This is a genomic window from Actinomycetospora soli, assembly GCF_021026295.1.
In the GTDB taxonomy this organism is placed as follows: domain Bacteria; phylum Actinomycetota; class Actinomycetes; order Mycobacteriales; family Pseudonocardiaceae; genus Actinomycetospora; species Actinomycetospora soli.
The window spans coordinates 29,343-50,700 of sequence record NZ_JAJNDA010000030.1 but is presented as its reverse complement, the minus strand read 5'-3'; the positions used below and the strand labels follow the sequence as shown (position 1 = coordinate 50,700).

Sequence of the window (21,358 nt, the reverse complement as noted above, 5' to 3'; positions counted from 1 at the left end):
CGCAACGCCGCTGCCCGCCCCCACGGCCACGGGTCACCGGGCCGGTGCCGCTCGCCCTCGTGCTCGCACCGTGGGGCCTCGGCGGCGCGCTGTGGCAGGCGGCCGGCGCGCTCACCCGGCACTGGTGGCCCGCCGCGGCCGTCGGCGCGCTGGTCAGCCGACGGGTGCGCCGCGCGCTGCTGCTGGCCGCCGCCGCGGAGGGCGTCGCCGACTGGCTCCGCTTCCGCGACCGGGGCGCCGGCCCGGTCGACGCGCTCGCCCACGTCGCCGCGCACCGCGCCGACGACCTCGCCTACGGCGCCGGACTCTGGTGGGGCGCGTGGCGGCACCGCACCGTCGAGCCCCTGCGGCCCGACCTCTCCGGGAAGGGACCCGATGCCTGAGCCCCACGTGCTGTCGGTCGCCGTCGGGCGGGCCGTCGAGATCGCCGGGCCGCGCGACCGGACCACCCTGACGGCGAGCGCGAAGACGCCGGTCGACGGGCCGGTGTCGGTGCACCCCGAGCACCTCGAGGGCGACGAACAGGCCGACCTCGAGCATCACGGCGGACCCGACAAGGCCGTCTACGCCTACGCCGCGGAGGACGTCGCGTGGTGGCGGGACGAGCTCGCCCGGGAGGTCCCCACGCAGACCTTCGGCCAGAACCTGACGACGGCCGGGCTCGATCTGCGCTCCGTCGTGGTCGGGGAGCGCTGGCGGATCGGGAGCGCCGAGTTCGAGGTCGCCCAACCCCGCATCCCCTGCTTCAAGCTCGGTCTGCACTCCGGCGACCCGACGATGCCGCGCCGCTTCGTCGCCGCCGTCCGCCCCGGCGCGTACCTGCGGGTCACGACGACGGGTCGGGTCGCGGCCGGCGACCGGGTCGAGGTCCTCGGCCGGCCGGAGCACGGGGTGACCCTCGCCGAGGTGTTCACGATCTACCACCACGAGCGGCACCGGGCCGCCACGCTGCTCGACGTCCCGCAGCTCGCGCCGATGTACCACCGGTGGGCCCGCGAGCGGGTGTGAGCAGACCGGGCCCGGGTGGCTTGTCGTGGGTTGGCCCGGGCCGGGACCGACCTTGTCGTGGTGACTCGCCACGACAGGGCGAGGCCTGGAGGTCGGGATCCCACGACAAGGCGCTCGGGGGCACGCGTGCGAGCAGGGGCGGGTTGCCTCGACCGCACCGACCCGCCGTCGAGACCCTGCCAGGCGGCTTGTCGTGAGCTGGCCCGACCCGCGACCGACCTTGTCGTGGTGACTCGCCACGACAGGGCGGGACGCGGGGACCGGGAGCCCGCGACGAGGTGCACACACGAAGCCGGACGACGCCCGCCCGACGACGCGCGGACCGCGTGAGGTGGCCGTGTCGGCCACCTGCCCGATCGGGTAGGTCGGCACGCTGCCCGGGCCGCCCGATTTACCCCGTCCTGCTTCGCGGTCCGCGCCGCGCGGAGCGACCGGCGTCCGCAGACGCGGGCGGAGGATCACGATGACTCCGCATCATCGGAGCGGTTTCGCGCCTCGGGCGTGACCAGCGCAGGAGGTACCCGCGACGCGCCCGTGCCAGGCGTTGCGAGATGGCGATCACGGGGGTGTGATGTGGCCGCTACCACGCTGACGGGCGTGACGGCATCGTCGCGGCCGGGCCCGGCCCACCACCGCGACGGGACTACCACCACTGACGACGTGCTCGCCTCTTGTGTCCCGTGCGAAAGCGGGCCTGGGCGTGTGAGGAGTGAATCCATGGCACGCATCCGGACCACCGTCGACGGCCTCGTCTACGAGGACGACGTCGAGCCCCGCATGCTGCTCGTGCAGTACCTGAGGGAACGACTGGGCAAGACCGGCACGGTGATCGGCTGCGACACCAGCAACTGCGGTGCCTGCACCGTCCACCTGGACGGCCTCTCAGTGAAGTCCTGCTCCGTGCTGGCCGTGCAGGCCAACGGCAGCGAGGTGCTCACCGTCGAGGGGCTGGAGCGGGACGGTCAGCTCCACCCGGTCCAGCAGGCGTTCCACGACAACCACGCCCTGCAGTGCGGCTACTGCACGCCGGGCATGATCATGCAGTCGATCGACCTGCTCGGCGACAACCCGGACCCCTCCGAGCAGGAGGTCCGTGAGGGCATCGAGGGCAACCTCTGCCGGTGCACCGGTTACCAGAACATCGTGCGGGCGGTGCAGGACGCGGCCCAGAAGATGAAGCCGGGTGCCTCGCAGGCCGCGCCGGTCGGGGGAGGCGCCTGATGACCACGGTCGAGAACAACGCACCTGCGCAGGAGATCGGGCGCGACCGGCGCCGCAAGGAGGACCGTCGGCTCATCACCGGGCGCACCCGGTGGACCGACAACCAGGCCCTCACCGGCCTGCTCCACATCTCCATCGTCCGCAGCCCCTTCGCCCACGCGGAGATCGGCAGCATCGACACCAGCGCCGCCAAGCAGGTCCCGGGCGTCGTCGCGGTCTACACCGCGTCCGACATCGGTGCCGACGCGGTGCAGCTGCCCTGCGCGTGGCCGATCACCAAGGACATGAAGTCCCCGCAGCGTCCCGCTCTCGCGGGCAGCCGCGTGAACTTCGCCGGCGAGGGCGTCGCCGTCGTCGTGGCCCGCACCGCGGCCGCCGCGAAGGACGCCGCCGAGCTGGTCGAGGTCGACTACTCCGAGCTCGAGCCGGTGCTCGACATGGAGGAGGCCCTCAAGGAGGGCGCGACCCTCGTCCACCCGGAGCTCGGCACCAACGAGAACGCCCAGTGGGTGTTCGACTCGGGCGAGGCCGGCTCCGGCGGGTCCGCGGCCGAGGCGATCGCCGCGGCGGAGAAGGCCGACGACCAGGTCGTCATCACGCGCCGCTTCCGCCAGCAGCGCCTCGTGCCGGTCTTCATGGAGCCGCGCTCCACGGTGGTCGACCCGACCGGCGAACAGCTGGTCATGTGGTCCTCCACCCAGGTGCCGCACATCCTCAAGACGATGCTGGCGCTGACCCTCGGCCTGCCCGAGCACAAGATCCGCGTCATCGCCCCCGACGTGGGCGGCGGCTTCGGCGGCAAGCTCGCCGTGGCGCCGGAGGAGGTCGTCACGCTGCTGGTGGCCCAGAAGCTGGGCAAGCCGGTGAAGTGGACCGAGACGCGCTCGGAGTCGCTGCTCACGGCGCACCACGGCCGCGACCAGATCCAGGACCTCACCGTCGCCGTCACCAAGGACGGCGTCATCAAGGGCCTGGACGTCAAGCTCCTCGCCGACATGGGCGCCTACCTCGGCCTCGTCGGGCCGGGCGTGCCGATCCTCGGCGCGTTCATGTTCAACGCGATCTACAAGATCCCGGCCTACCGGTTCGACTGCACCAACGTCTTCACCACCAAGACGCTCACCGACGCCTACCGCGGCGCCGGTCGTCCGGAGGCCACCTTCGGCATCGAGCGGATGATGGACGAGGTCGCCGTCGAGCTCGGGATCGAGCCGATGGAGCTGCGCAAGCGCAACTGGATCAAGCACGAGGAGTTCCCGTACACCACGGTCAGCACGCTGACCTACGACACGGGCAACTACGAGGCCGCCACCGACCAGGCCATGTCGATGTTCGACTACGACGGTCTGCGCCGGGAGCAGGAGGAGCGCCGCAAGCGCGGCGACGTCAAGCAGCTCGGCCTCGGCATCTCGACCTTCACCGAGATGTGCGGGCTCGCCCCGTCGCGCGTGCTGGGCTCGCTGGACTACGGCGCCGGCGGCTGGGAGACCGCGTCCATCCGGATGCTGCCCACCGGCAAGGCCGAGGTCGTCGTCGGCGTCAGCCCGCACGGGCAGGGCCACGAGACCGCGTTCTCGCAGATCATCGCGGACAAGCTGGGCATCCCGTTCGACGACGTGGAGATCCTCCACGGGGATACCCAGTCCTCCTACCGCGGGCTCGACACCTACGGGTCGCGCTCGCTCGCGGTCGGCGGCATCGCGATGGTCAAGGCGGCCGAGAAGGTCGTCGAGAAGGCCAAGCCGATCGCCGCGCACATGCTCGAGGCGTCCGAGGACGACATCGAGTTCACCGCCGGCAAGTTCTCGGTCAAGGGCACCGACAAGGGCGTGGGCATCCAGGACGTGGCGCTCGCCGTGTTCGCCGCCCACGACTACCCGGAGGGCATCGAGCCCGACATCGACGCCCACGCGACGTTCGACCCGGAGAACTTCTCCTACCCGCACGGCACCCACCTGTGCGCGGTCGAGGTCGACACCGAGACGGGCTTCGTGCAGCTGCACAAGTACGTCTGCGTGGACGACGTCGGCACGGTGATCAACCCGCTGATCGTCGAGGGCCAGATCCACGGCGGTCTCGCGCAGGGCATCGCGCAGGCGCTGTTCGAGGACGCCCCCTACGACGAGTCCGGCACGCTGCTCTCGGGGACGCTGGTCGACTACACGCTGCCCTCGGCGGCCGACCTGATCAACTTCGACACGGCGAACACCCCGACGCCGTCGACGACCAACCCGCTGGGCGTCAAGGGCGTGGGCGAGGCGGGCACCATCGCCTCCACCCCCGCCGTCGTGAACGCCGTGCTCGACGCCGTGCGTCAGTACGGGGTGAAGGACATCGACATGCCGACCACGCCGTTCCGCGTGTGGACGGCGATCAACTCCGCCAAGGGCACCGGCACGCAGGCCGACGAGGCGAACGTCGCCTCGCCCGGCGCCGGCCTCGGCAGCATGGCCAAGAGTGACTCGGTGAAGAACCAGGGAGGCGCGCTGTGATCCCCGCATCGTTCGACTACGTGCGGCCCACGTCGGTCGCCGAGGCCGTCCAGGCTCTCGCCGACGGCGGGGACGACGCGAAGATCCTGGCCGGTGGCCAGAGCTTCATCCCCGTCCTGCGGCTCCGCATGGGTGACCCCTCGCTCGTCGTCGACCTCGGCGGCATCGCCGAGCTCCGCGGCGTCCGCGAGGAGGGCGACAAGATCGTGGTCGGGGCCATGACGACCCACCACGACGTCACCCGTGACGACCTGCTGAACCAGCACGTGAAGCTGATCAGCGAGGCGACGAAGACGGTGGCCGACTTCCAGGTCCGCCACCGCGGGACCCTCGGCGGCGCCCTGGCGCACGCCGACCCGGCCGGTGACCTCGCGGCGCCCGCGCTCGCGCTGGACGCCGAGTTCGTCATCGCCGGCGCGAACGGCGAGCGCACCGTCGCCGCGTCGGACTTCTTCGAGGACTACTTCACGACGGCCATCGGCCCGCAGGAGATCCTCACCGCGATCCGCTTCCCGAAGTACACGGGTTGGGGCGCGCGGTACGAGAAGTTCAACCGCGTCGCGCAGGCGTGGTCGATCGTCGCCGTGGCCGCCACGGTCAAGGTCGAGGGTGGCTCCATCACCGACGCCCGCATCGGCCTGACCAACATGGCAGGTGTTCCCGTCCGGGCGCGGGGTGTGGAGTCGGCCCTCGTGGGGCAGACGATGAGTGAGGAGACGGTCCGCGCCGCGGCGCAGGCCGCCGCCGAGGGCACCAGCCCCACGTCGGACGCCGACGCCGGGTCGGACTACCGCGAGCACCTCGCGAAGGTCCTCACCGGGCGCGCGGTGCTCGCCGCGGCCGGCTGACGCCAGCGGCACAACGCCCTACCGTGAGGCCCGTCCCCGCCCGGGGCGGGCCTCACGTGCGTCCGACCACTCGCCAGGAGGCGTAGATGCAGCTCGAGAACTCCTTCACCGTGCCCGTCGCGATCGACACGGTGTACGACGCCATGAACGACCCCGAGAAGATCACGCCCTGCTTCCCGGGTGCCACGCTGACCTCCGCCGACGGCGACGACTTCACGGGCACCGTGAAGGTCAAGCTCGGCCCGATCTCGATGACCTACAAGGGCAAGGGCACCTTCGTCGAGCGCGACAGGACGGCGCACAAGATCGTCGTCGACGCGCAGGGCCGCGATTCCCGCGGCAACGGCACCGCCTCGGCCAAGGCCACCCTGACGATGTCCGAGGACGGCCCCGGCTCCACCAAGGTCACCGTGCTCACCGAGATGCAGGTGACCGGCAAGCCGGCGCAGTTCGGCCGCGGCGTGATGTCGGACGTCGGGGACAAGATCCTCGGCCAGTTCGCCTCCTGCCTCGCCGACGAGTTCGCCGACGCCCCCGCGCCGGAGGCCGCCCCGGCGTCCGCCTCGTCCTCGAACGGCGCGGCCGCCCCGGTGTCCTCGGGCGCCGAGGCCGTGTCCGGTGCCGCCACCCCGGTGTCGCACCCGGCCAGCCCGGCTCCCGTCGCCGCCGGCTCCGGTGCCCCGGAGGCGGCCCCGATGGCCTCCACCGTCGCCGAGGCCCGCAAGCAGGACGACGCCGCCGCGAAGCCCGGCGCCAACCCGCAGTCCGGCGCCGGCCCCCGTCCGGTCCAGTCGGCACCGAAGCCGAAGCGCCAGCAGGCCGAGGCGATCGACCTGCTCGACGCCTCGTCCGACGCGCTCACCAAGCGCCTCGTCCCGGTCGCCGCCGGGGTGGGCGTACTGGCGATCATCCTGCTGATCATCCGGCTCGCCCGCCGCTGATCCCGGCGCCGACGTCAGCGGTGGCACACCGCTGACACCGGACGACAGCAGCGCGACACGCTCGGACCCCGTCCGACCGAAGGGCACCTCCGCACCGGAGGTGCCCTTCGTGCGTTCCGGGCCCGACAATGTCGACCATGACGACGGGACCACTCGCGGGGCTGCGGGTGCTGGAGATGGGCACGATCATCGCCGGGCCGTTCGCGGCCCGGATCCTCGGCGACTACGGCGCCGACGTGATCAAGATCGAGCCTCCCGGCCGGCCCGACCCGCTGCGCGACTGGGGTCAGGGCGAGTACAGGGGCGAGCACTTCATGTGGACGGTGATCGGCCGCAACAAGCGCTGCATCACCCTGGACCCCCGCTCGGGCCGCGGCCAGGAGCTGTTCCTCGAGCTCGTCGCGCGCACCGACGTGATCGTCGAGAACTTCCGGCCCGGCACCCTCGAGCGCTGGGGCCTGGGCTTCGACCGGCTCTCCGAGGTCAACCCGGGCCTGATCCTCGGCCGGGTCTCCGGCTACGGGCAGACCGGTCCGTACGCCTCCAAGCCGGGCTACGCGTCGGTGGCCGAGGCGGTCAGCGGCATGCGCAGCATCAACGGCTTCCCCGGCGAGGCGCCGCCCCGCATGGCGGTGTCCCTCGGCGACTCGTTGGCCGGGATGGTCGCCGTGCAGGGGGTGCTCGCCGCGCTGTACTCCCGCTCGGTCACCGGGAAGGGCCAGGTCGTCGACATCGCGATCACCGAGGCCTGTCTGTCGGTGCTCGAGTCGGCGATCCCCGAGTACGACAAGCTCGGGCGGGTGCGGACGCCCGGCGGCACGCGGCTCGACGGCATCGCGCCCTCGAACATCTACCGGTCCGCCGACGGGCTCTGGATGGTGGTCGCCGCCAACCAGGACACCGTGTTCAGGCGGCTGTGCGAGGCGATGGGCCGCCCCGAGCTGGCCACGGACGAAAAGTTCGTCGACCACGTCGCCCGCGGCCGCAACCAGGACGAGATCGACGGCATCGTCGCGGACTGGGTCGCCTCGAAGCCGGCCGACGAGGTGCGGGAGCTGCTCGACGCGGCCGGGGTCATCGTCGGGCCGGTGAACACCATCGCCGAGGTGGTCACCGACGAGCAGTTCCTGGCCCGCGACATGATCGTCGCCCACCACGACGAGCGCCTCGACGAGGACGTCCTCGGGCCCGGCGTGGTGCCGACCTTCGCCGGGACGCCCGCCTCGGTGCGCCGCGCCGGCCCCGGGCTCGGTGCCGACAACCACGAGGTCTACCGCGAGCTCGGCCTCTCCGACGCCGAGATCGCCGACCTGACGACCGCGGGCACGATCTGATGCGCGTCGGCCACGCCCGGCGCCTCGGCGGCGGCGCCCTGACCGGCACCACCGTCGTCCTGCCCGGTCCCGAGGGCGCGGTGGCGGGCGTCGACGTGCGGGGCGGCGGCCCGGGCACCCGGGAGACCGACGCGCTCGACCCGCGCACGCTCGTCGACCGGGTGCACGCCGTGGTCCTCTCGGGCGGCTCCGCCTACGGCCTCGCCGCCGCGACGGGCGTGATGGACGAGCTGGGCGCACAGGGGATCGGGTTCCCCGTCGGCGGCCCCGGCGAGGTGGTCCCGATCGTGCCCGCGGCCGTGGTCTTCGACCTCGGCCGCGGCGGCGACTTCCGTGCCCGCCCGGACGCCGCCCTCGGCGCCGAGGCGCTGGCCGCGGCGTCCGAGACGTGGGACGACGGCGTCGTCGGGGCCGGCACCGGCACGCTGGTCGGCGGGCTCAAGGGCGGGGTCGGCACGGCGACGGAGACGACCGACGCGGGGCAGGTGACCGCGCTCGTCGTCGTGAACGCGGCCGGGTCCGCGGTCGACCCGCGGACCGGGGAGCTGTGGGCGGCGCGGCACCTCACCCCCGCGGACCGCACCCCGCCGGCCCTTCCCGACGACAGGTCGGGTCTGCTCGGGCGGCTGGCCGCGGCCGCGGCGCCGCCCACGCTGAACACCACGATCGGCGTGGTGTGGACGGACGCGACCCTGACCGTCGCGCAGTGCTCGAAGCTCGCCGCCGTGGGCCACGACGGGCTCGCCCGGGCGATCCGGCCGGTGCACGGGATGACCGACGGCGACACCCTCTTCGGGCTCGCCACCACCACGCGCCCGGCCCCGGACCTCGCCGGTCTGCAGACGCTGCTGACGGCCGGGGCGGACGTGGTGACCCGGGCGGTCGGGAACGCCGTGCTCGCCGCGGCGTCGACGGGCGGGTACCGCTCGTACCGCGAGGTCGTGGGCTGATGAGACTCCGCGTGGCCACCTGGAACCTGTGGTGGCGGTTCGGGGACGCGGACCGTCGGCGCCCGGCGGTGCTGGAGACGCTGCGCGCGCTGGACGCGGACGTGATCGGCCTGCAGGAGGTCTGGTGCCGCGGCGCCGAGGACCTCGCGAGCGGGCTCGCCGACGACCTCGGGATGCACGCGGTGTTCGGGCCGTCGCCGGACGCGTCGTCGTGGACGGTGCGCAGACCGCAGGACGCCGACTGCGGGATCGGCAACGCCGTCCTCGCCCGCTGGCCGGTGCACCGGCTGCACCTGGAGGGGCTGTGCGGCAGCGGTCGCGTGCTGCTCGGCACCACCGTCGACACCCCGGCCGGCTCGTGGCACGTGCAGTCGGCGCACCTGACGTCGTCCGCGAGCGGGTCGGCGGTGCGGTGCGAGCAGGTGCGGGTCATCGCCCGCCACGTGGTCGCCGCCCCGCCGACCGACCTGCCGCCGCTGGTGCTGGGCGACTTCAACGCCGAGGCCGCCTCCGACGAGATGCGGCTGATCGAGGGCCACCTGACCGCGCCCGCCGAGCCGGGCCTGGTGCTCGTCAACACGCGGCGCTGGGCGGCCGACCCCGACGAGCCGACCTGGTCCCCGGCGAACCCCTACGTCGCCCCCAGCGGCTCCCCGCCGTCGCGGATCGACCACGTGCTGGTCGGGGCCGGGCGGGGGAGCGTGCCGCTGCGGGTGGACGACGTGGCGGTGTTCGGCGACGGCCCGGCCTCCGACGGCGTGTGGCCGTCCGACCACCACGGCGTGGTGGTCGACCTCGAGGTGGCTGCGCCCCGTGAGTAGTTCTGACGGGTATGACCGTCACAACTACTCACGAGCGCGCAGCGCACCCCAGCCGTGGCGCCGGGTCGCCGCCGGCCCGGCGCTGATCCTGCCGGACGGGTGCCTCGACGTGATCGTCCGTCCCGACGGCGAGGCGGTCGTCGCGGGGCCGGACGCGGTCGCGCGGGAGCACGACGCCGTCGGGACCTTCCGCGGTGTGCGGTTCTCCCACGGCGTCGGGCCGCTCGTGCTCGGCGTGCCCGCGGACGAGCTGGTGGGGCGGACGGTGCCGCTCGTCGACGTCGTCGGGCGGGTTCCCGACGTCGGGTCCTGGCTGCGGTCGCGGCTGCGGGACCTGCCCGACGACGAGGCCTGGGCGCCGGCCGTCTTCGAGGCCGCCGCGCGGGGCGTCCCGGTGGCGACGATCGCGGACCGGCTCGGGTGGTCCGCCCGCACGCTGCACCGCCGGAGCCGGGCCCGGTTCGGCTACGGGCCGCAGCACCTGCACCGCGTCCTGCGGCTGCAGCGCGCCCTGACCCGTCGTCGGGAAGGACGCCCGTGGGCGGAGACGGCCGCGGAGGTCGGGTACGTCGACCAGCAGCACCTGTCCCGCGAGGTCCGGGCGCTGACCGGGAGGCCGCCGTCGGCACTCGGCGGGTGATCGCTCAGGTCGACGCGGCGAACAGGTCGACGCCCACGTCGTCCGGGTCGAGCACCGAGGCGTAGCGCTGGCCCCAGAACGCGTCGAACGGCGCGAGGTGGCCGCGATACCCGGCGCCGGTGATCCGCGCGTAGGCGGCGTCGACCTCGGCGGGGGAGTCGCACTCCAGCGCCAGCCCGACGCGGCCCGCGCCCGTCGGCGGCGTGAACGACGGGTCGAACGACGCCACGGTCTCCTCGGTGTCGAGCAGGAGCCGCAGGCCGCCGAAGGCGATCTCGACGTGCGGTGCGGGCTCGTCGGGGACCTCGAGGCCCAGCGAGCGGTAGAAGGCGAGCGAGGCGGCCATGTCGGACACCACGAGGCCGACGGCGGAGGGTCGGGGCTGCATGGCGTGGGAGGCTAGGACGGTGACGGCGACGGGGTCGTGGATCCATCGGACACACGCCCTCGGGTTCACCGCCCCGCTGTGCCCGGACAACCTCTACGGCCACCTGGTGGCGACCGCGGTCCCGGGCGTCGAGGAGTGGTTCGACGGCGCCTACCGGCGCACGCTGCGGCTGCCGGGCGGACCCGCCGTCGTGAGCCTCCCGCCGCCGATGGGCGGAGTGGTCGAGGCGGAGCTGCGGCTGTCCGATCCCGACGACGAGGCCGGTGCGGTCGGGCTGGCCCGGCGCCTGCTCGACCTCGACGCCGACCCGGCCGCGGTCGACGGGTGCCTGCGCGCCGACCCGGTGCTCGCGCCGCTCGTCGACGCCGCCCCCGGTCGGCGCGTGCCCGGCAGCCCCGACCCCGACGAGTTCGCCGTGCGCGCCGTGCTCGGCCAGCAGGTCTCCACCGCCGCGGCCCGGACCCACGCGTCCCGCCTCGTACGCGACCACGGCACGCCGCTGCCCGCGGGTCTGGCCCCGGACGGCTCGTCGCTGACCCACCTCTTCCCGACCCCGCACCAGCTCACCGCCCTCACCGACGACGAGCTGGGCATGCCGGCCAGCCGGAAGCGGACCCTGCACGGGCTGGTGGCCGCCCTGGCCGAGGGCAGCGTCGACCTCCACGGCCCGGACGCGCGGGCGCAGCTCGGGGCGCTGCGCGGGATCGGACCGTGGACCGTCGACTCCGTCGCGATGCGCGCCCTCGGCGACCCGGACGCCTTCCTCCCCTCGGACCTCGGCGTCCGCGTGGCCGCCCGCGAGCTCGGACTGCCCGAGCGCGACCGCGACCTGGTCGCGCACGCCGAGGCCTGGCGGCCCTACCGCGCCTACGCCACGCAGTACCTGTGGGCCGCCCTCGACCACGCGGTCAACACGATGCCCGGCTACTGAGCGGCCAGCCGGGCCCGCAGCGCCTTTTTGTCGACCTTCCCGGCGTCGGTCAGCGGCATCTCGTCGACGACCTCGACGTCCTCCGGCGCGTACATCGAGCCCTGCCTCTCGATGACGAGCCCGGTCAGCTCCTCGGGGTCCGGGTGCGTCCCGGGTTCGACCACGACGGCCGCGTGCACCGACTCCGACCCGTCGTCGTCCGGCGCGCCGAACACCGCGGCCTCGCGGACGTCCGCGTGCTCGACGAGGACGTTCTCCACCTCGGGGGTGTGGACGTGCCCGCCGACGACCACCACGACGTCCCCGAGCCGGTCCACCACGTGCAGGTAGCCGCGGTCGTCGAGGTGGCCGACGTCGCCGGTGTGCATCCAGCCGTCGGCGTCGCGGGTCGCGGCGGTCAGCTCGGGCTGCTTCCAGTAGCCGTCGAACTCCATGCCGGTGCGCACCCAGATCTCGCCCGGCCCGTCGTCGTCGCCGTCGGAGCGGATCTGCAGCTCCGTGGTGGGCAGCACCCGCCCGACGGTGCCGAGCAGGGACTCGTCGTCGTGCTCCTCGCGGGTGAGCACGCTGATCCCGCCGGCCTCGGTCTGGCCGTAGAACTGCACGAACACCCGGCCGATGCGCCGCACCGCCTCCGCCGTGCGTGCGGGCACCGCGGGTGCGCCCCCGTAGATGACGGTGCGCAGGCTGGAGAGATCGGTGCGGTCGAGGTCGGGGTGGTCGAGCAGCCGGTGCAGCAGCGGCGGGAGCAGCCACAGGTCGGTGATCCGCTCGCGCTCGATCGTCGCGAGGACCTCGGCCGGGTCGAACCCGTCGAGCAGCACGACGGCGCCGCCGACCGAGAGCGTCCGGTCGGCGATCCCGCCCGCCGCGTGCGCGATCGTCGTGCAGACGAGCTGGCGGACCGTCTCGGGCTCGACTCCCGGCTCCTCCGCGGTGGAGGGGCGCCAGGAGTGCTCGAGCATCCGCAGGTGGTGGCCGAAGGTGTAGGTGATGCCCTTCGGGTGGCCGGTCGTGCCGCCGGTGTGCCGGATCTGCTCGACGTCCCCGGGCCGCGCCCGGCACGCGACGGGCGCGGCGTCGACGCCGTCGGTCAGGGCGTCGTCGAGCGCGATGCGGGTGACCGGCGCGCAGTGCGCCAGCACCGCGTCGGCGTCGTCGTCGTGCCCCGGGGCGACGAGCACCGCGGCCGCGTCGACGTCGGTGACGATCCGGCCCCGCGCCTCGGCGGACAGGCCCGCGTAGGGCTGGGTGACGCCGGCGCCGAGCAGGTTGACGGCGTAGCGGGCGATGATCCCCTCGGGCTCGTTGCCGGCGAGGAGCACGACGACGGCGCCGGGCCCGACGCCGCGGCCGTCGAGGGCACGCGCGGTGCGGAACACCGCGTCGCGCAGCTCGCCGTGGGTGAGTCGCCGGTCGTGGTGGATCAGGGCGGGGGCGTCCGCGTGGTCGGCGAACGCCTCGAGTCGGGCCTCGACATCGGCGCGGGGCGCCATGGCTCCTCCAAGCATCGTTGCGGTAGGCAACGAATACCCGGAGCGACCCGGCCCAGAGGTGACTGTGACGAAGCTCAGAAGAGCATCGCGTCCGCCGCCTCGAGGTCGAGCAGGGCCCGCTTCGTGCCCAGCCCGCCGGCGTAGCCGGTCAGCGACCCGTCGGCGCCCACCACGCGGTGGCAGGGCACCACGATCGCGACCGGGTTCCGGGCCATCGCCCCGCCGACCCGGCGCGAGTCGGAGAGCGGCAGCCCGACCCTGGTCGCGAGCGCGCCGTAGGTGGTCGTCGAGCCCCACGGCACGTGTCGCAGCCCGTCCAGGATCCGGCGGTCGTGCGCGCCGGTCAGGTCCACCGGGACCGTGAACTCGCGCAGCTCGACGTCGAGGTAGGCGTCGAGCTCGCGGCGCGCGAGGTCGAGGTGCGCCGTCCCGACGACCGGCCCGGGCTCGGCCGGGGCGGCGAACCCCACCAGCGTCAGGCCGTCGGTCGAGGCCTCCAGGTACAGCGGGCCGATCCGGGTCTCGTGCACGACGGTCATGCCCGGGAGAACACCGCGGGCGCTCAGCCCGTTGCGGGGGCGGGGAGGCGCGGGACCGCCTCCCGGGCGAGCTGGACGGCGACGCCGCACGCGCGGTCCCGGCTCTCGAACGGCATCTCGACGACGACCCGCACCACCTCCCACTGCGTCGGTCCAGGTCCGTGGTAGCTGGTGACGGTCCACGGCGTGAGCACCTCGCACGCCGTGCCGAACTGGCCGGGGTGGGTCGTCACCTGACTCGCGAGTCCCGGCCGGAGCAGGGGCCGCTCCTCGGGCGCCGTCGGATCGGGCGGGAGGTCGTCCACGGCCACGAAGTCGAGCCAGGCGACGGGCTGCCCGAGCGTCGGGGTCCCGACGAAGCAGTGCCGGTCGGCGAAGCCGACGTAGCGCGGCGGGTTCACCAGCCCGAGCAGCGCGGCCGGGTCCCCGAGGGCCGCACACGCGTCGGCGCGCTCCAGCATCGAGTCCGGCTGGTGGGTGGGCCCGTGGGTGATCCCGGCCTCGGCCAGCCGGACGAGCCCGAACCGCATCGCCCGCTCCGCGACCTGGCAGTCCGCAACCGGGGGTGGCCCGCCCTCGGCGCCGATCCTGGCCTGCTCGGAGACGGTCCGGCCGGAGAACAGCACCAACGTGCCGTCCCCGAGTCGTACGACGCGGCGGCAGACGTCGTACGCCGGCTGCGGGCGCAGGACGGTGGCCGTCCCGGCGGACTCCGGCGGTTCGGCCGACGTGATGGTCATCGAACGCTCGTGGGCGAACGCCACCTCGGCGGTCTGCGGACGGTAGGGCTCGGCCTGGCCGGTGAGCCGGCACGACCCGACGACGTCGCCCACCGCCGGGTACGGCAGCGGCGGGACCGTGCCGGTGAACAGCGCCGGGTCGAGCAGGGCGCAGGCGTCCGCGGTCCGGGGGTCGCCGGTCACGGCCACGGGGCCCAGGTCGGGGACCGGCGGCGGCTCCGAGCTTCCGGAACACGCTGTGCCGACCAGGACGACGAGGGCGAGCAGGATGACCGGGACGGCGCGACGCATCCGCTAGAAGTAGCAGAGCGTGATCGCCGCCCGCGAGCTCGTCCCTCGTTCGGCCTAGCGGTCAGCCTCCGGCGAACGGCGGGAGCACGTCCAGGACGGCGCCGTCGGCGAGGACCTCGTCCCGGGAGTGCACGGCGGTGCCGTCGAGCAGGAAGGACGAGGCGGCGAGCACCTTGACCAGCGCCTCGCCGTGGTCGGCGGCGACCGCCTCGACGAGGGCGGCGATCGTGGTGCCCGCGGGCACGGTCATCGGCTCCGAGCCGCAGCCGGCCGCGGCCTTGGCGCCGGCGAAGTACCGGACCGTGACGGTGACGGTGCGGGTGTCGACCGAGCTGGTCATCATCCTCCGATCGCGCTCATGGGACGGTCGGGCTGCAGGAACCCGGGGTCGTCGATGCCGTGGCCGGGCTTCTTGCCCCACATCGCGACGCGCCACGCGGCGGCGATCTCGGCGTCGCTACCGCCTCCGCGCACGAGGCCACGCAGGTCGTTCTCGCTCCGCGCGAAGAGGCAGGTGCGCACCTGGCCGTCGGCGGTGAGGCGGGTGCGGTCGCACGTGCCGCAGAACGGCCGGGTGACCGAGGCGATGACGCCGACCCGGGCCGGGCCGCCGCCGGGGCGCTCCCAGCCGTCGACGAGGAACCGCTCCGCCGGGGCCCCACCGCGCTCGGTCGGGTCGGGACGCAGGGAGAACCGGGTCTGCAGCGAGGCCAGGATCTGCTCGGCCGTGATCATGCGGTCGCGCTGCCAGGAGTGACCGGCGTCGAGCGGCATCTGCTCGATGATGCGCAGCTCGAAGCCCTCGGCGAGCGCCCAGGCCAGCAGGTCGGGGGCCTCGTCGTCGTTCAGGCCCGGCATGAGCACCGTGTTGATCTTGATGGGGCCGAGCCCGGCGTCGCGGGCGGCCGCGAGGCCGTCGAGCACGTCGCCCAGGCGGTCGCGCCGGGTGATCTCGGCGAACCGCTCTGGGCGCAGCGTGTCCAGCGAGACGTTGACCCGGTCGAGCCCGGCGTCGGCGAGGCGCTGCGCCCGCTTCGTCAGGCCGAGGCCGTTGGTGGTGACCGACATGTCCGGCTTCGGCGTGAGGGCCGCGGTGGCCGCGACGATGTCCTCGAGGCCGCGCCGGAGCAGCGGCTCACCGCCGGTGAAGCGGATCTCCTGCACGCCCAGGTGCTCGACCGCCACGCGCACCAGACGGACGACCTCGTCGTCGGTCAGGGCCTCCTCGGTCGGCATCCACTCCAGGCCCTCGGCGGGCATGCAGTAGGTGCAGCGCAGGTTGCAGCGGTCGGTCAGCGAGACCCGGAGGTCGGTCGCGACCCGGCCGTAGCGGTCGACGAGCCGGTCGTCGGAGGGACGGTCCGCGGTGGTGGTCGGAGTCCCCGGGACGGACGGGACGCCGAGGTCGAGGATGGTCATCGCCGTCCAGCCTACGCACGATCGAGGAGTGACGTGAGCAGCATCTCCGCAGGTCGCGGGCGGTGTGCCGCAGATGCGGACACCGCTACGGCATGATCACGCACCTGCGGGTCCGGCCCTCCGGAACCGTACGATCGGAGAGGCGTCGCGCCGCCGGGGTGCCCGCCGGGGGCGTGTGTGCGGGTCCCCCACTCGGGTGACACGCCGAGCGACCACGACGTCCCCGGCCGCTCGGACGGGGATCACTAGCGTCGGGCCGTGACCACCACCGCGATCCGCACGCCCCCGGCGGCGCCCGCCCGGCGCCGTCGTCGGCGGCGGGGCCGGACCGCGGTCGCGGTCCTGCTGCTGCTGGCGGTGGTCGTCGTGCTCGGCGGGCTCACCCTCACCGCGGACGCGCCCCTGCGGCCCGACACCGTGCCCGTGGTGCGGGGCGGCGTCGTCGTCCAGGCCCACGTGGACGGCTCCGTGGTCAGCCGCGTCGCCACCGCGGCCGCGTTCCCCGTCGACGGCGTCGTCGCCGGCGTGGACGCGACCGTGGGCGCCACCGTGCGCACCGGCGACGTCCTCGCGACCCTCGACGACAGCGCCGTCCGGCCCGGGGTGGCCGCCGCGGAGGCCGCGCTCGCCGCGGACGAACGGGCCCGCGACGCTGCGGCCGCAGTGCCGGTGCCCGACCCGGTCGCCCTCGCCCGCCTCGACGCCGCGATCTCCGCCGACCGCGCCGCGCTCGCCGAGGCCCGGCGGGTGCTCGACGGCGGGGTGCTGCGTGCCGCGCAGGACGGCACGGTCACCGTCGTGCGGGCGCAGGTCGGGGACCGCGTCTCGGCCGCCTCGCCGCCCGCCGTCGAGATCGCGGACCTGACCGGCCTCGTCGTGCGGGTCGCGGTGGCGCCCGCGCAGGTCGCGGACGTGGTCGTCGGACGCACGGCGTCCGTGACGACGGGTGGGCCGCGGCTGCGGGGTCAGGTGGTGGACGTGGCGCCGGTGCCCGGGCCGGACGGCCGCTACGCCGTCGCGATCGGCGCGCCGCTGCCCGACACCGCCCGGATCGGACTCCCGGCGCAGGCGTCGATCGTGCTCGCGCGGCGGGACGGGGTGCTCGTCGTGCCACCGGACGCGCTGCGCCCGGGACCGACACCCGGCACCGCGACCGTGCAGGTGGTGCGCGGTCAGGGGCCCGTGGGCTCCGGCGGCACCGTCGCCCGCACCGTCGAGGTGGGGCTGGTCGGCGACGACGCGGTCGAGGTGGTCGACGGGCTCGCCGTCGGCGACGAGGTGGTCGTCGGCGGCACCGGGCTGCCCGCGGCCGGCTCGTAGGTCTCCCCGAGCCGGACCGCGGGGGTGGGACGCGTCGGGGCGGCGGCGCGCGGTGCCGCGAGACCGGCCGGGCGGGGCCGGTCGGTGGGGATCGTGCTCGGGGCGGGTCCGGGCGGCTCGGCGGTGAGCCACACGTCGCGGGCGGCCGGGACGGCCGAGCCGTCGGAGGCGCCGCGCAGCAGCAGACGGACCTGCACCTCGGACGTCGGCGCCGCGAAGCGCGCCGGGGCGCGGTCGCGTGCGGCGAGCCAGGGACCCCACCGGCCGTCCGCGTCGAGGCCGCGGACCTCGAGGTCGACGGAGGTGCCGGCCGGGCGGTCCGCGCCGACGGAGCCGGCAACGGCCCCGGCGGGGTGCAGCAGACGCCGAGGGGCGACGACCAGGACGCCCTCGCTCCGGGGCGTCGCGGGACGGACCTCGTCGTCGGCGAGCACGACCCCGGTGTCGTCGCCGCCGTCGAGGGCGAGCTCGGCCGACCAGCTCTCGCCCGGCGGCGTCGGGACGACGATCGCCGGGTCCGCGAGCGCACCCGCGGTCCCCGCGAGCATCAGGGCCGCGACGACCGCGCCGGTGGCGCCGACCCGTCGTTGAGCGAGCACCCTCGGCGGTCGGCCGACCGGCTCCGCCCCCGCAGGTGCTCGATGATCACGACGGTCCCCGTGCGGGAGCTCAGCACGCGGGGACATCGGGGACCTCCAGGGCGGTGGCGGGCACGTACTGGCCGGTCCCGAGGCGCAGCCACCGGGACGTGACCGGCGCAGACGTGGTGGTCCGTGCCGCCGCCCGGGCGGAGGGAGCCGGCGTCGGGGCGGGGGAGGAGGCCGTGGGCGCGGCCGCGCACTCGACCCCGACGCGCGAGCGGGCGGCCACCACCCCCACGTCCGGGGCGTCGGGCGACGGGGCCGCCCGGACGGTCACCGGGTCGTCGCCGCGCGCGGTGCCCGCCGGTCCGGTGCCGGTCCAGAGATAGGTGACGTCGACGTAGCCGTTGTCGGTCAGGCGCAGGTCGCGGCGGAAGGTGCCGTCCGCGAGGTCGATGCCCGCGGGGTTGGCCACCCGTCGCCCGAACCCGTCGCGGCCGCCGTTGTACCCGTCGTCGCGGGCGGCCTGGGCCTGGGGCAGGCCGCGGGCGAGGTCGGTGAAGGACTCGCGGTCGGCGTTCCAGTGGTCGTCCTTCGTGTTCCACGGCCCGACGTCCCAGACCGGGGCCCAGGCGCAGCGACCGCCCGCACAGACCTTCACCGTGTAGTCGCCGGTGCCGTCGGCGGCCAGACCGCGGCGGGAGGGCAGGGCGACGAAGCGGTCGTCGGAGACGATGCGGTGGCCGTTGGCGGTGGTGTTGCCGACGAGGCCGATCCGGGTGGCGAACACGCGCGCGGTGAACGGCGGGGTCGCTGCCGAGGCCGACAGCCGTCGCGGGGCGGGCGTGCTGTCCGCGGTGAGCCACAGCCGGCGCAGTGCCGGGGAGGCGCCGTCCGTGCCGGCGACCAGCGTCACCCGGACCTGCACCTGCAGCGTCGGCGCGGGGAGCTGCGCCGGGCCCTGCGCGCCGGTCGGGATCCACTCCGACCAGGACCCGTCGTCGCGGATGCCCCGCACGGCGACGAGGACCTGCGAGCCGCCGGGGGTGTCGGCGGTCGGGGCGGTCGAGATGCGGTCGGCGACGGCGCCGAGGCGGCGCGGGGCGAGCAGCAGGGTGCCCTCGGCGGGCGCGGGACCCGTCGTCGTGGTCCGTGCGGCGGTGTCGCGCAGCCGGGCGGCGCCGTCGTCCGCGACCACGTCGACGTCGTCGCCACCGTCGACCGCGAGCTCCGCGCCCCAGGTCTCCGCGGACGGGACGGCCAGCGCGGCGGGCACGGTGGGGATGGCGAGGAGCAGGCACATCCCGGCCAGGACCGTCGCGAACCGTCGCATGGCGATCATGCAAGTCGCGTCGGCCCGTTGCGTGCAATCCGTAGCGGTGTGGCGCACGTGGGTGATGGCCGACCAGGTGAATTACACCGATGTCATGATGCTCGCCGCGGCACTCGCGCCGAAGCCATATCACCCGGTAGAGGTGTCCGGTCCACGATCGTGTGAAGGAGTCGCGCGATGCCGAGCACCTGCGTGGTGCACGACGACCGGGAGCAGACCCGCCGGCGCCTCGAGCTGCTGCTCGCCGCCGCCGTCGGGGTCGACGAGCTGGTGATCGCCCGGGACCGGCCTGACCTGCTGGCGCGGGTCACCGCGGGGGAGGCCGACGTCGTCGTGCTCGGGGTGGCGCGCGCCGGGACGGCGGCCCCCGCCCTGGCGGACGTCCGGTCCGCGGCGCCGGAGGTGCCGGTGCTCGTCGCGGGACCCTCGGACGACCCGGCGGCCGTCGCCGAGGCCCTCGCCGGGGGAGCGGTCGCCTACCTGCGCTGGGACGCCCCGCGGGCGATGACCCGCACCGTCGCCGCCGTCGTCGACGCGTGGTCGGGTGAGGAACTGCTCACGCCGGCGGACGACGGGGTGGTCGTCGACCTGCCGGTGCAGCGGGGGCTCGACCTGTCGGTGCGCGAGGTCCAGGTGCTCATCGGGGTCAGCCGGGGGCTGACCAACGCCGACATCGGCCGACGGCTGTACCTGTCGGCCGCCACCGTGAAGTCGCACGCGGCGCGGCTGTTCCGCAAGCTCGGCGCGACCGACCGCGCGGAGGCGGTCGGCCGTGCCTGGGTGCTCGGGCTGTTCAGGCGCGCTGCTTGATCTCCACGCGGGCGACGGAGCGCAGGTGCACCTCGTCCGGGCCGTCGGCCAGGCGCAGGGCGCGGGCCCAGGCGTAGGCCGAGGCGAGCGGGAAGTCGTCGGAGACCCCGCCGCCGCCGTGCACCTGGATCGCGCGGTCGATGACGCCGCAGGCCATGCGCGGGCAGACGACCTTGATGGCCGCGATCTCGCTGGCGGCGCCGCGGGAGCCGACCTTGTCGATGAGGTCCGCGGCCTTCTGCACGTACAGCCGGGCCTGGTCGATCTCGATGCGGCTCTCGGCGATCTGCTGCTGGACCACGCCCTGGTCGGCCAGCGGCTTGCCGAACGCGACGCGCTCGTTGGCGCGGCGCACCATCGCGTCCAGCGCCCGCTCGGCCATCCCGATGAGGCGCATGCAGTGGTGGATGCGGCCGGGGCCCAGGCGTGCCTGGGAGATGGCGAACCCGCCGCCCTCCTCGCCGAGCAGGTTCGACGCGGGCACGCGGACGTCGTGGAACTCGATCTCGCAGTGCCCGTGCTGGTCCTGGTAGCCGAACACCGGCAGGGCCCGGGTGATGTGCACGCCCGGGGTGTCCCGGGGCACGAGGACCATCGACTGCTGGCGGTGCTTCGGGGCCTCGGGGTCGGTCTTGCCCATGACGATGAAGATCGCGCAGCGCGAGTCGGCGGCGCCGGAGCACCACCACTTCTTGCCGTTGACGACGTACTCGTCGCCCTCGCGGCGGATCTCGGTGGTGATGTTGGTGGCGTCCGACGACGCGACGGCGGGCTCGGTCATCGCGAAGGCCGACCGGATCTCGCCGGCGAGCAGCGGGACGAGCCAGTCCTGCTTCTGCTCGGCGGTGCCGAACAGGTGCAGCGTCTCCATGTTCCCGGTGTCCGGGGCCTGGCAGTTGATCGCCTCGGGGGCGATGACCGGCGACCAGCCGGTGACCTCGGCGACCGCGGCGTACTCGAGGTTCGTCAGGCCCGACTCCGACGGCAGGAACAGGTTCCACAGCCCGCGCTCGCGCGCCTCGGCCTTGAGGGTCTCGACGACGGGCGGGAGCTCGTGCTCGGCGGGGGTGCCACGGCGCTCCTCGCGGAAGGCGTCGTACTCGGCCTCGGCCGGGAGGATCGACTCCTCCAGGAAGGCGCGCATCCGCTTCGTGTAGTCGTCCGCTACGGCGCTGGGGGCGAAGTCCACACCGCGACTCTCCCACCGCCGCGGGCGGTTCGCGAGGGTGGTCGTCCGTGATCGCAGCGGGCGGTG

20 protein-coding genes and 1 pseudogene are annotated in these 21,358 nt (G+C 74.7%); 13 read left to right on the top strand and 8 right to left on the bottom strand.

The window, feature by feature from the left end:
* The 10 genes and pseudogenes from LN037_RS29195 to LN037_RS33945 all read left to right on the top strand — a co-directional run.
* Nucleotides 1-383 (top strand): annotated as a pseudogene (locus tag LN037_RS29195) (mycofactocin biosynthesis glycosyltransferase MftF); the annotation flags it as partial.
* Nucleotides 376-1,008: an MOSC domain-containing protein gene (locus LN037_RS29190; protein ID WP_230760101.1), complete on the top strand. Its 633-nt coding sequence runs from the start codon at nt 376-378 to the stop codon at nt 1,006-1,008. The pseudogene LN037_RS29195 and the gene LN037_RS29190, both read left to right, overlap by 8 nt.
* A 717-nt stretch (nt 1,009-1,725) precedes the next feature.
* On the top strand, nt 1,726-2,229 hold the full coding sequence (locus LN037_RS29185) for a (2Fe-2S)-binding protein (RefSeq protein WP_179796611.1): 504 nt from the start codon (nt 1,726-1,728) through the stop codon (nt 2,227-2,229).
* On the top strand, nt 2,229-4,721 hold the full coding sequence (locus LN037_RS29180) for a xanthine dehydrogenase family protein molybdopterin-binding subunit (protein WP_230760100.1): 2,493 nt from the start codon (nt 2,229-2,231) through the stop codon (nt 4,719-4,721). The genes LN037_RS29185 and LN037_RS29180 overlap by 1 nt, the downstream gene beginning before the upstream one ends.
* Nucleotides 4,718-5,569, top strand: a complete 852-nt coding sequence (locus LN037_RS29175; protein WP_179796613.1) for an FAD binding domain-containing protein — start codon at nt 4,718-4,720, stop codon at nt 5,567-5,569. The genes LN037_RS29180 and LN037_RS29175 overlap by 4 nt, the downstream gene beginning before the upstream one ends.
* Nucleotides 5,570-5,655: 86 nt before the next feature.
* Nucleotides 5,656-6,510: an SRPBCC family protein gene (locus LN037_RS29170; protein ID WP_230760098.1), complete on the top strand. Its 855-nt coding sequence runs from the start codon at nt 5,656-5,658 to the stop codon at nt 6,508-6,510.
* A 137-nt stretch (nt 6,511-6,647) separates the two neighbouring features.
* Nucleotides 6,648-7,844 carry a CaiB/BaiF CoA transferase family protein gene (locus tag LN037_RS29165; RefSeq protein WP_230760096.1) on the top strand — a complete coding sequence of 399 codons (1,197 nt, stop codon included), beginning with the start codon at nt 6,648-6,650 and terminating at the stop codon, nt 7,842-7,844.
* On the top strand, nt 7,844-8,794 hold the full coding sequence (locus tag LN037_RS29160; protein WP_230760094.1) for a P1 family peptidase: 951 nt from the start codon (nt 7,844-7,846) through the stop codon (nt 8,792-8,794). Before LN037_RS29165 ends, LN037_RS29160 begins: the two co-directional genes overlap by 1 nt.
* Entirely contained in the window at nt 8,794-9,615 is an 822-nt protein-coding gene (locus LN037_RS29155; RefSeq protein WP_230760092.1) for an endonuclease/exonuclease/phosphatase family protein, read from the top strand. The genes LN037_RS29160 and LN037_RS29155 overlap by 1 nt, the downstream gene beginning before the upstream one ends.
* Nucleotides 9,608-10,255 carry a helix-turn-helix domain-containing protein gene (locus LN037_RS33945; protein WP_230760090.1) on the top strand — a complete coding sequence of 216 codons (648 nt, stop codon included), beginning with the start codon at nt 9,608-9,610 and terminating at the stop codon, nt 10,253-10,255. The genes LN037_RS29155 and LN037_RS33945 overlap by 8 nt, the downstream gene beginning before the upstream one ends.
* 4 nt (nt 10,256-10,259) lie before the next feature.
* Here LN037_RS33945 and LN037_RS29145 read toward each other — a convergent pair whose 3' ends face one another.
* Nucleotides 10,260-10,643, bottom strand: coding sequence for a VOC family protein (locus LN037_RS29145; RefSeq protein WP_230760088.1), 384 nt, complete (start codon nt 10,641-10,643; stop codon nt 10,260-10,262).
* 19 nt (nt 10,644-10,662) lie between these two features.
* On the opposite strand from LN037_RS29145, the gene LN037_RS29140 reads away from it, so the two are divergent.
* Entirely contained in the window at nt 10,663-11,574 is a 912-nt protein-coding gene (locus tag LN037_RS29140; RefSeq protein ID WP_230760085.1) for a DNA-3-methyladenine glycosylase family protein, read from the top strand.
* Here the strand turns inward: LN037_RS29140 and LN037_RS29135 are convergent.
* The 5 genes from LN037_RS29135 to moaA all read right to left on the bottom strand — a co-directional run bounded on the left by LN037_RS29135 (nt 11,568) and on the right by moaA (nt 16,059).
* A complete protein-coding gene (locus LN037_RS29135) occupies nt 11,568-13,070 on the bottom strand; it encodes an AMP-binding protein (RefSeq protein ID WP_230760083.1) in 1,503 nt (500 codons plus the stop codon). The two genes, LN037_RS29140 and LN037_RS29135, sit on opposite strands and share 7 nt — an antisense overlap.
* Before the next feature lie 74 nt (nt 13,071-13,144).
* The gene (locus LN037_RS29130) at nt 13,145-13,609 is read right to left on the bottom strand and encodes a methylated-DNA--[protein]-cysteine S-methyltransferase (protein WP_230760080.1); all 465 of its coding nucleotides are present in this window, start codon (nt 13,607-13,609) and stop codon (nt 13,145-13,147) included.
* 23 nt (nt 13,610-13,632) lie between these two features.
* Nucleotides 13,633-14,640, bottom strand: coding sequence for a hypothetical protein (locus LN037_RS29125; protein ID WP_230760078.1), 1,008 nt, complete (start codon nt 14,638-14,640; stop codon nt 13,633-13,635).
* Nucleotides 14,641-14,701: 61 nt separating this feature from the next.
* The gene (locus tag LN037_RS29120) at nt 14,702-14,980 is read right to left on the bottom strand and encodes a MoaD/ThiS family protein (RefSeq protein ID WP_230760076.1); all 279 of its coding nucleotides are present in this window, start codon (nt 14,978-14,980) and stop codon (nt 14,702-14,704) included.
* Nucleotides 14,980-16,059, bottom strand: coding sequence for a GTP 3',8-cyclase MoaA (gene moaA, locus LN037_RS29115; RefSeq protein WP_230760075.1), 1,080 nt, complete (start codon nt 16,057-16,059; stop codon nt 14,980-14,982). Before moaA ends, LN037_RS29120 begins: the two co-directional genes overlap by 1 nt.
* Before the next feature lie 258 nt (nt 16,060-16,317).
* On the opposite strand from moaA, the gene LN037_RS29110 reads away from it, so the two are divergent.
* Nucleotides 16,318-17,379, top strand: a complete 1,062-nt coding sequence (locus LN037_RS29110) for an efflux RND transporter periplasmic adaptor subunit (protein WP_230760073.1) — start codon at nt 16,318-16,320, stop codon at nt 17,377-17,379.
* A 669-nt stretch (nt 17,380-18,048) separates the two neighbouring features.
* On the opposite strand, the gene LN037_RS29105 is transcribed toward LN037_RS29110, so the two are convergent.
* Nucleotides 18,049-19,293 carry a DUF8814 domain-containing protein gene (locus LN037_RS29105; protein ID WP_230760072.1) on the bottom strand — a complete coding sequence of 415 codons (1,245 nt, stop codon included), beginning with the start codon at nt 19,291-19,293 and terminating at the stop codon, nt 18,049-18,051.
* A gap of 177 nt (nt 19,294-19,470) precedes the next feature.
* Between LN037_RS29105 and LN037_RS29100 the strand changes: the two genes are divergently transcribed.
* Nucleotides 19,471-20,103 carry a response regulator transcription factor gene (locus LN037_RS29100; RefSeq protein ID WP_230760070.1) on the top strand — a complete coding sequence of 211 codons (633 nt, stop codon included), beginning with the start codon at nt 19,471-19,473 and terminating at the stop codon, nt 20,101-20,103.
* On the opposite strand, the gene LN037_RS29095 is transcribed toward LN037_RS29100, so the two are convergent.
* On the bottom strand, nt 20,087-21,292 hold the full coding sequence (locus tag LN037_RS29095) for an acyl-CoA dehydrogenase family protein (protein ID WP_230760068.1): 1,206 nt from the start codon (nt 21,290-21,292) through the stop codon (nt 20,087-20,089). The two genes, LN037_RS29100 and LN037_RS29095, sit on opposite strands and share 17 nt — an antisense overlap.
* Nucleotides 21,293-21,358: the final 66 nt, after the last annotated feature.

Excerpts from the sequence above, each read along its gene's own strand:
- moaA (WP_230760075.1), bottom strand. The coding sequence starts at position 16,059 with ATGACCATCCTCGACCTCGGCGTCCCGTCCGTCCCGGGGACTCCGACC.
- LN037_RS29190 (WP_230760101.1), top strand. The coding sequence starts at position 376 with ATGCCTGAGCCCCACGTGCTGTCGGTCGCCGTCGGGCGGGCCGTCGAG.
- LN037_RS29185 (WP_179796611.1), top strand. The coding sequence starts at position 1,726 with ATGGCACGCATCCGGACCACCGTCGACGGCCTCGTCTACGAGGACGAC.
- LN037_RS29165 (WP_230760096.1), top strand. The coding sequence starts at position 6,648 with ATGACGACGGGACCACTCGCGGGGCTGCGGGTGCTGGAGATGGGCACG.
- LN037_RS29180 (WP_230760100.1), top strand. The coding sequence starts at position 2,229 with ATGACCACGGTCGAGAACAACGCACCTGCGCAGGAGATCGGGCGCGAC.
- LN037_RS29105 (WP_230760072.1), bottom strand. The coding sequence starts at position 19,293 with ATGCGACGGTTCGCGACGGTCCTGGCCGGGATGTGCCTGCTCCTCGCC.
- LN037_RS29130 (WP_230760080.1), bottom strand. The coding sequence starts at position 13,609 with ATGACCGTCGTGCACGAGACCCGGATCGGCCCGCTGTACCTGGAGGCC.
- LN037_RS29120 (WP_230760076.1), bottom strand. The coding sequence starts at position 14,980 with ATGACCAGCTCGGTCGACACCCGCACCGTCACCGTCACGGTCCGGTAC.
- LN037_RS29125 (WP_230760078.1), bottom strand. The coding sequence starts at position 14,640 with ATGCGTCGCGCCGTCCCGGTCATCCTGCTCGCCCTCGTCGTCCTGGTC.
- LN037_RS29170 (WP_230760098.1), top strand. The coding sequence starts at position 5,656 with ATGCAGCTCGAGAACTCCTTCACCGTGCCCGTCGCGATCGACACGGTG.
- LN037_RS29145 (WP_230760088.1), bottom strand. The coding sequence starts at position 10,643 with ATGCAGCCCCGACCCTCCGCCGTCGGCCTCGTGGTGTCCGACATGGCC.
- LN037_RS29100 (WP_230760070.1), top strand. The coding sequence starts at position 19,471 with ATGCCGAGCACCTGCGTGGTGCACGACGACCGGGAGCAGACCCGCCGG.
- LN037_RS29135 (WP_230760083.1), bottom strand. The coding sequence starts at position 13,070 with ATGGCGCCCCGCGCCGATGTCGAGGCCCGACTCGAGGCGTTCGCCGAC.
- LN037_RS29155 (WP_230760092.1), top strand. The coding sequence starts at position 8,794 with ATGAGACTCCGCGTGGCCACCTGGAACCTGTGGTGGCGGTTCGGGGAC.
- LN037_RS29160 (WP_230760094.1), top strand. The coding sequence starts at position 7,844 with ATGCGCGTCGGCCACGCCCGGCGCCTCGGCGGCGGCGCCCTGACCGGC.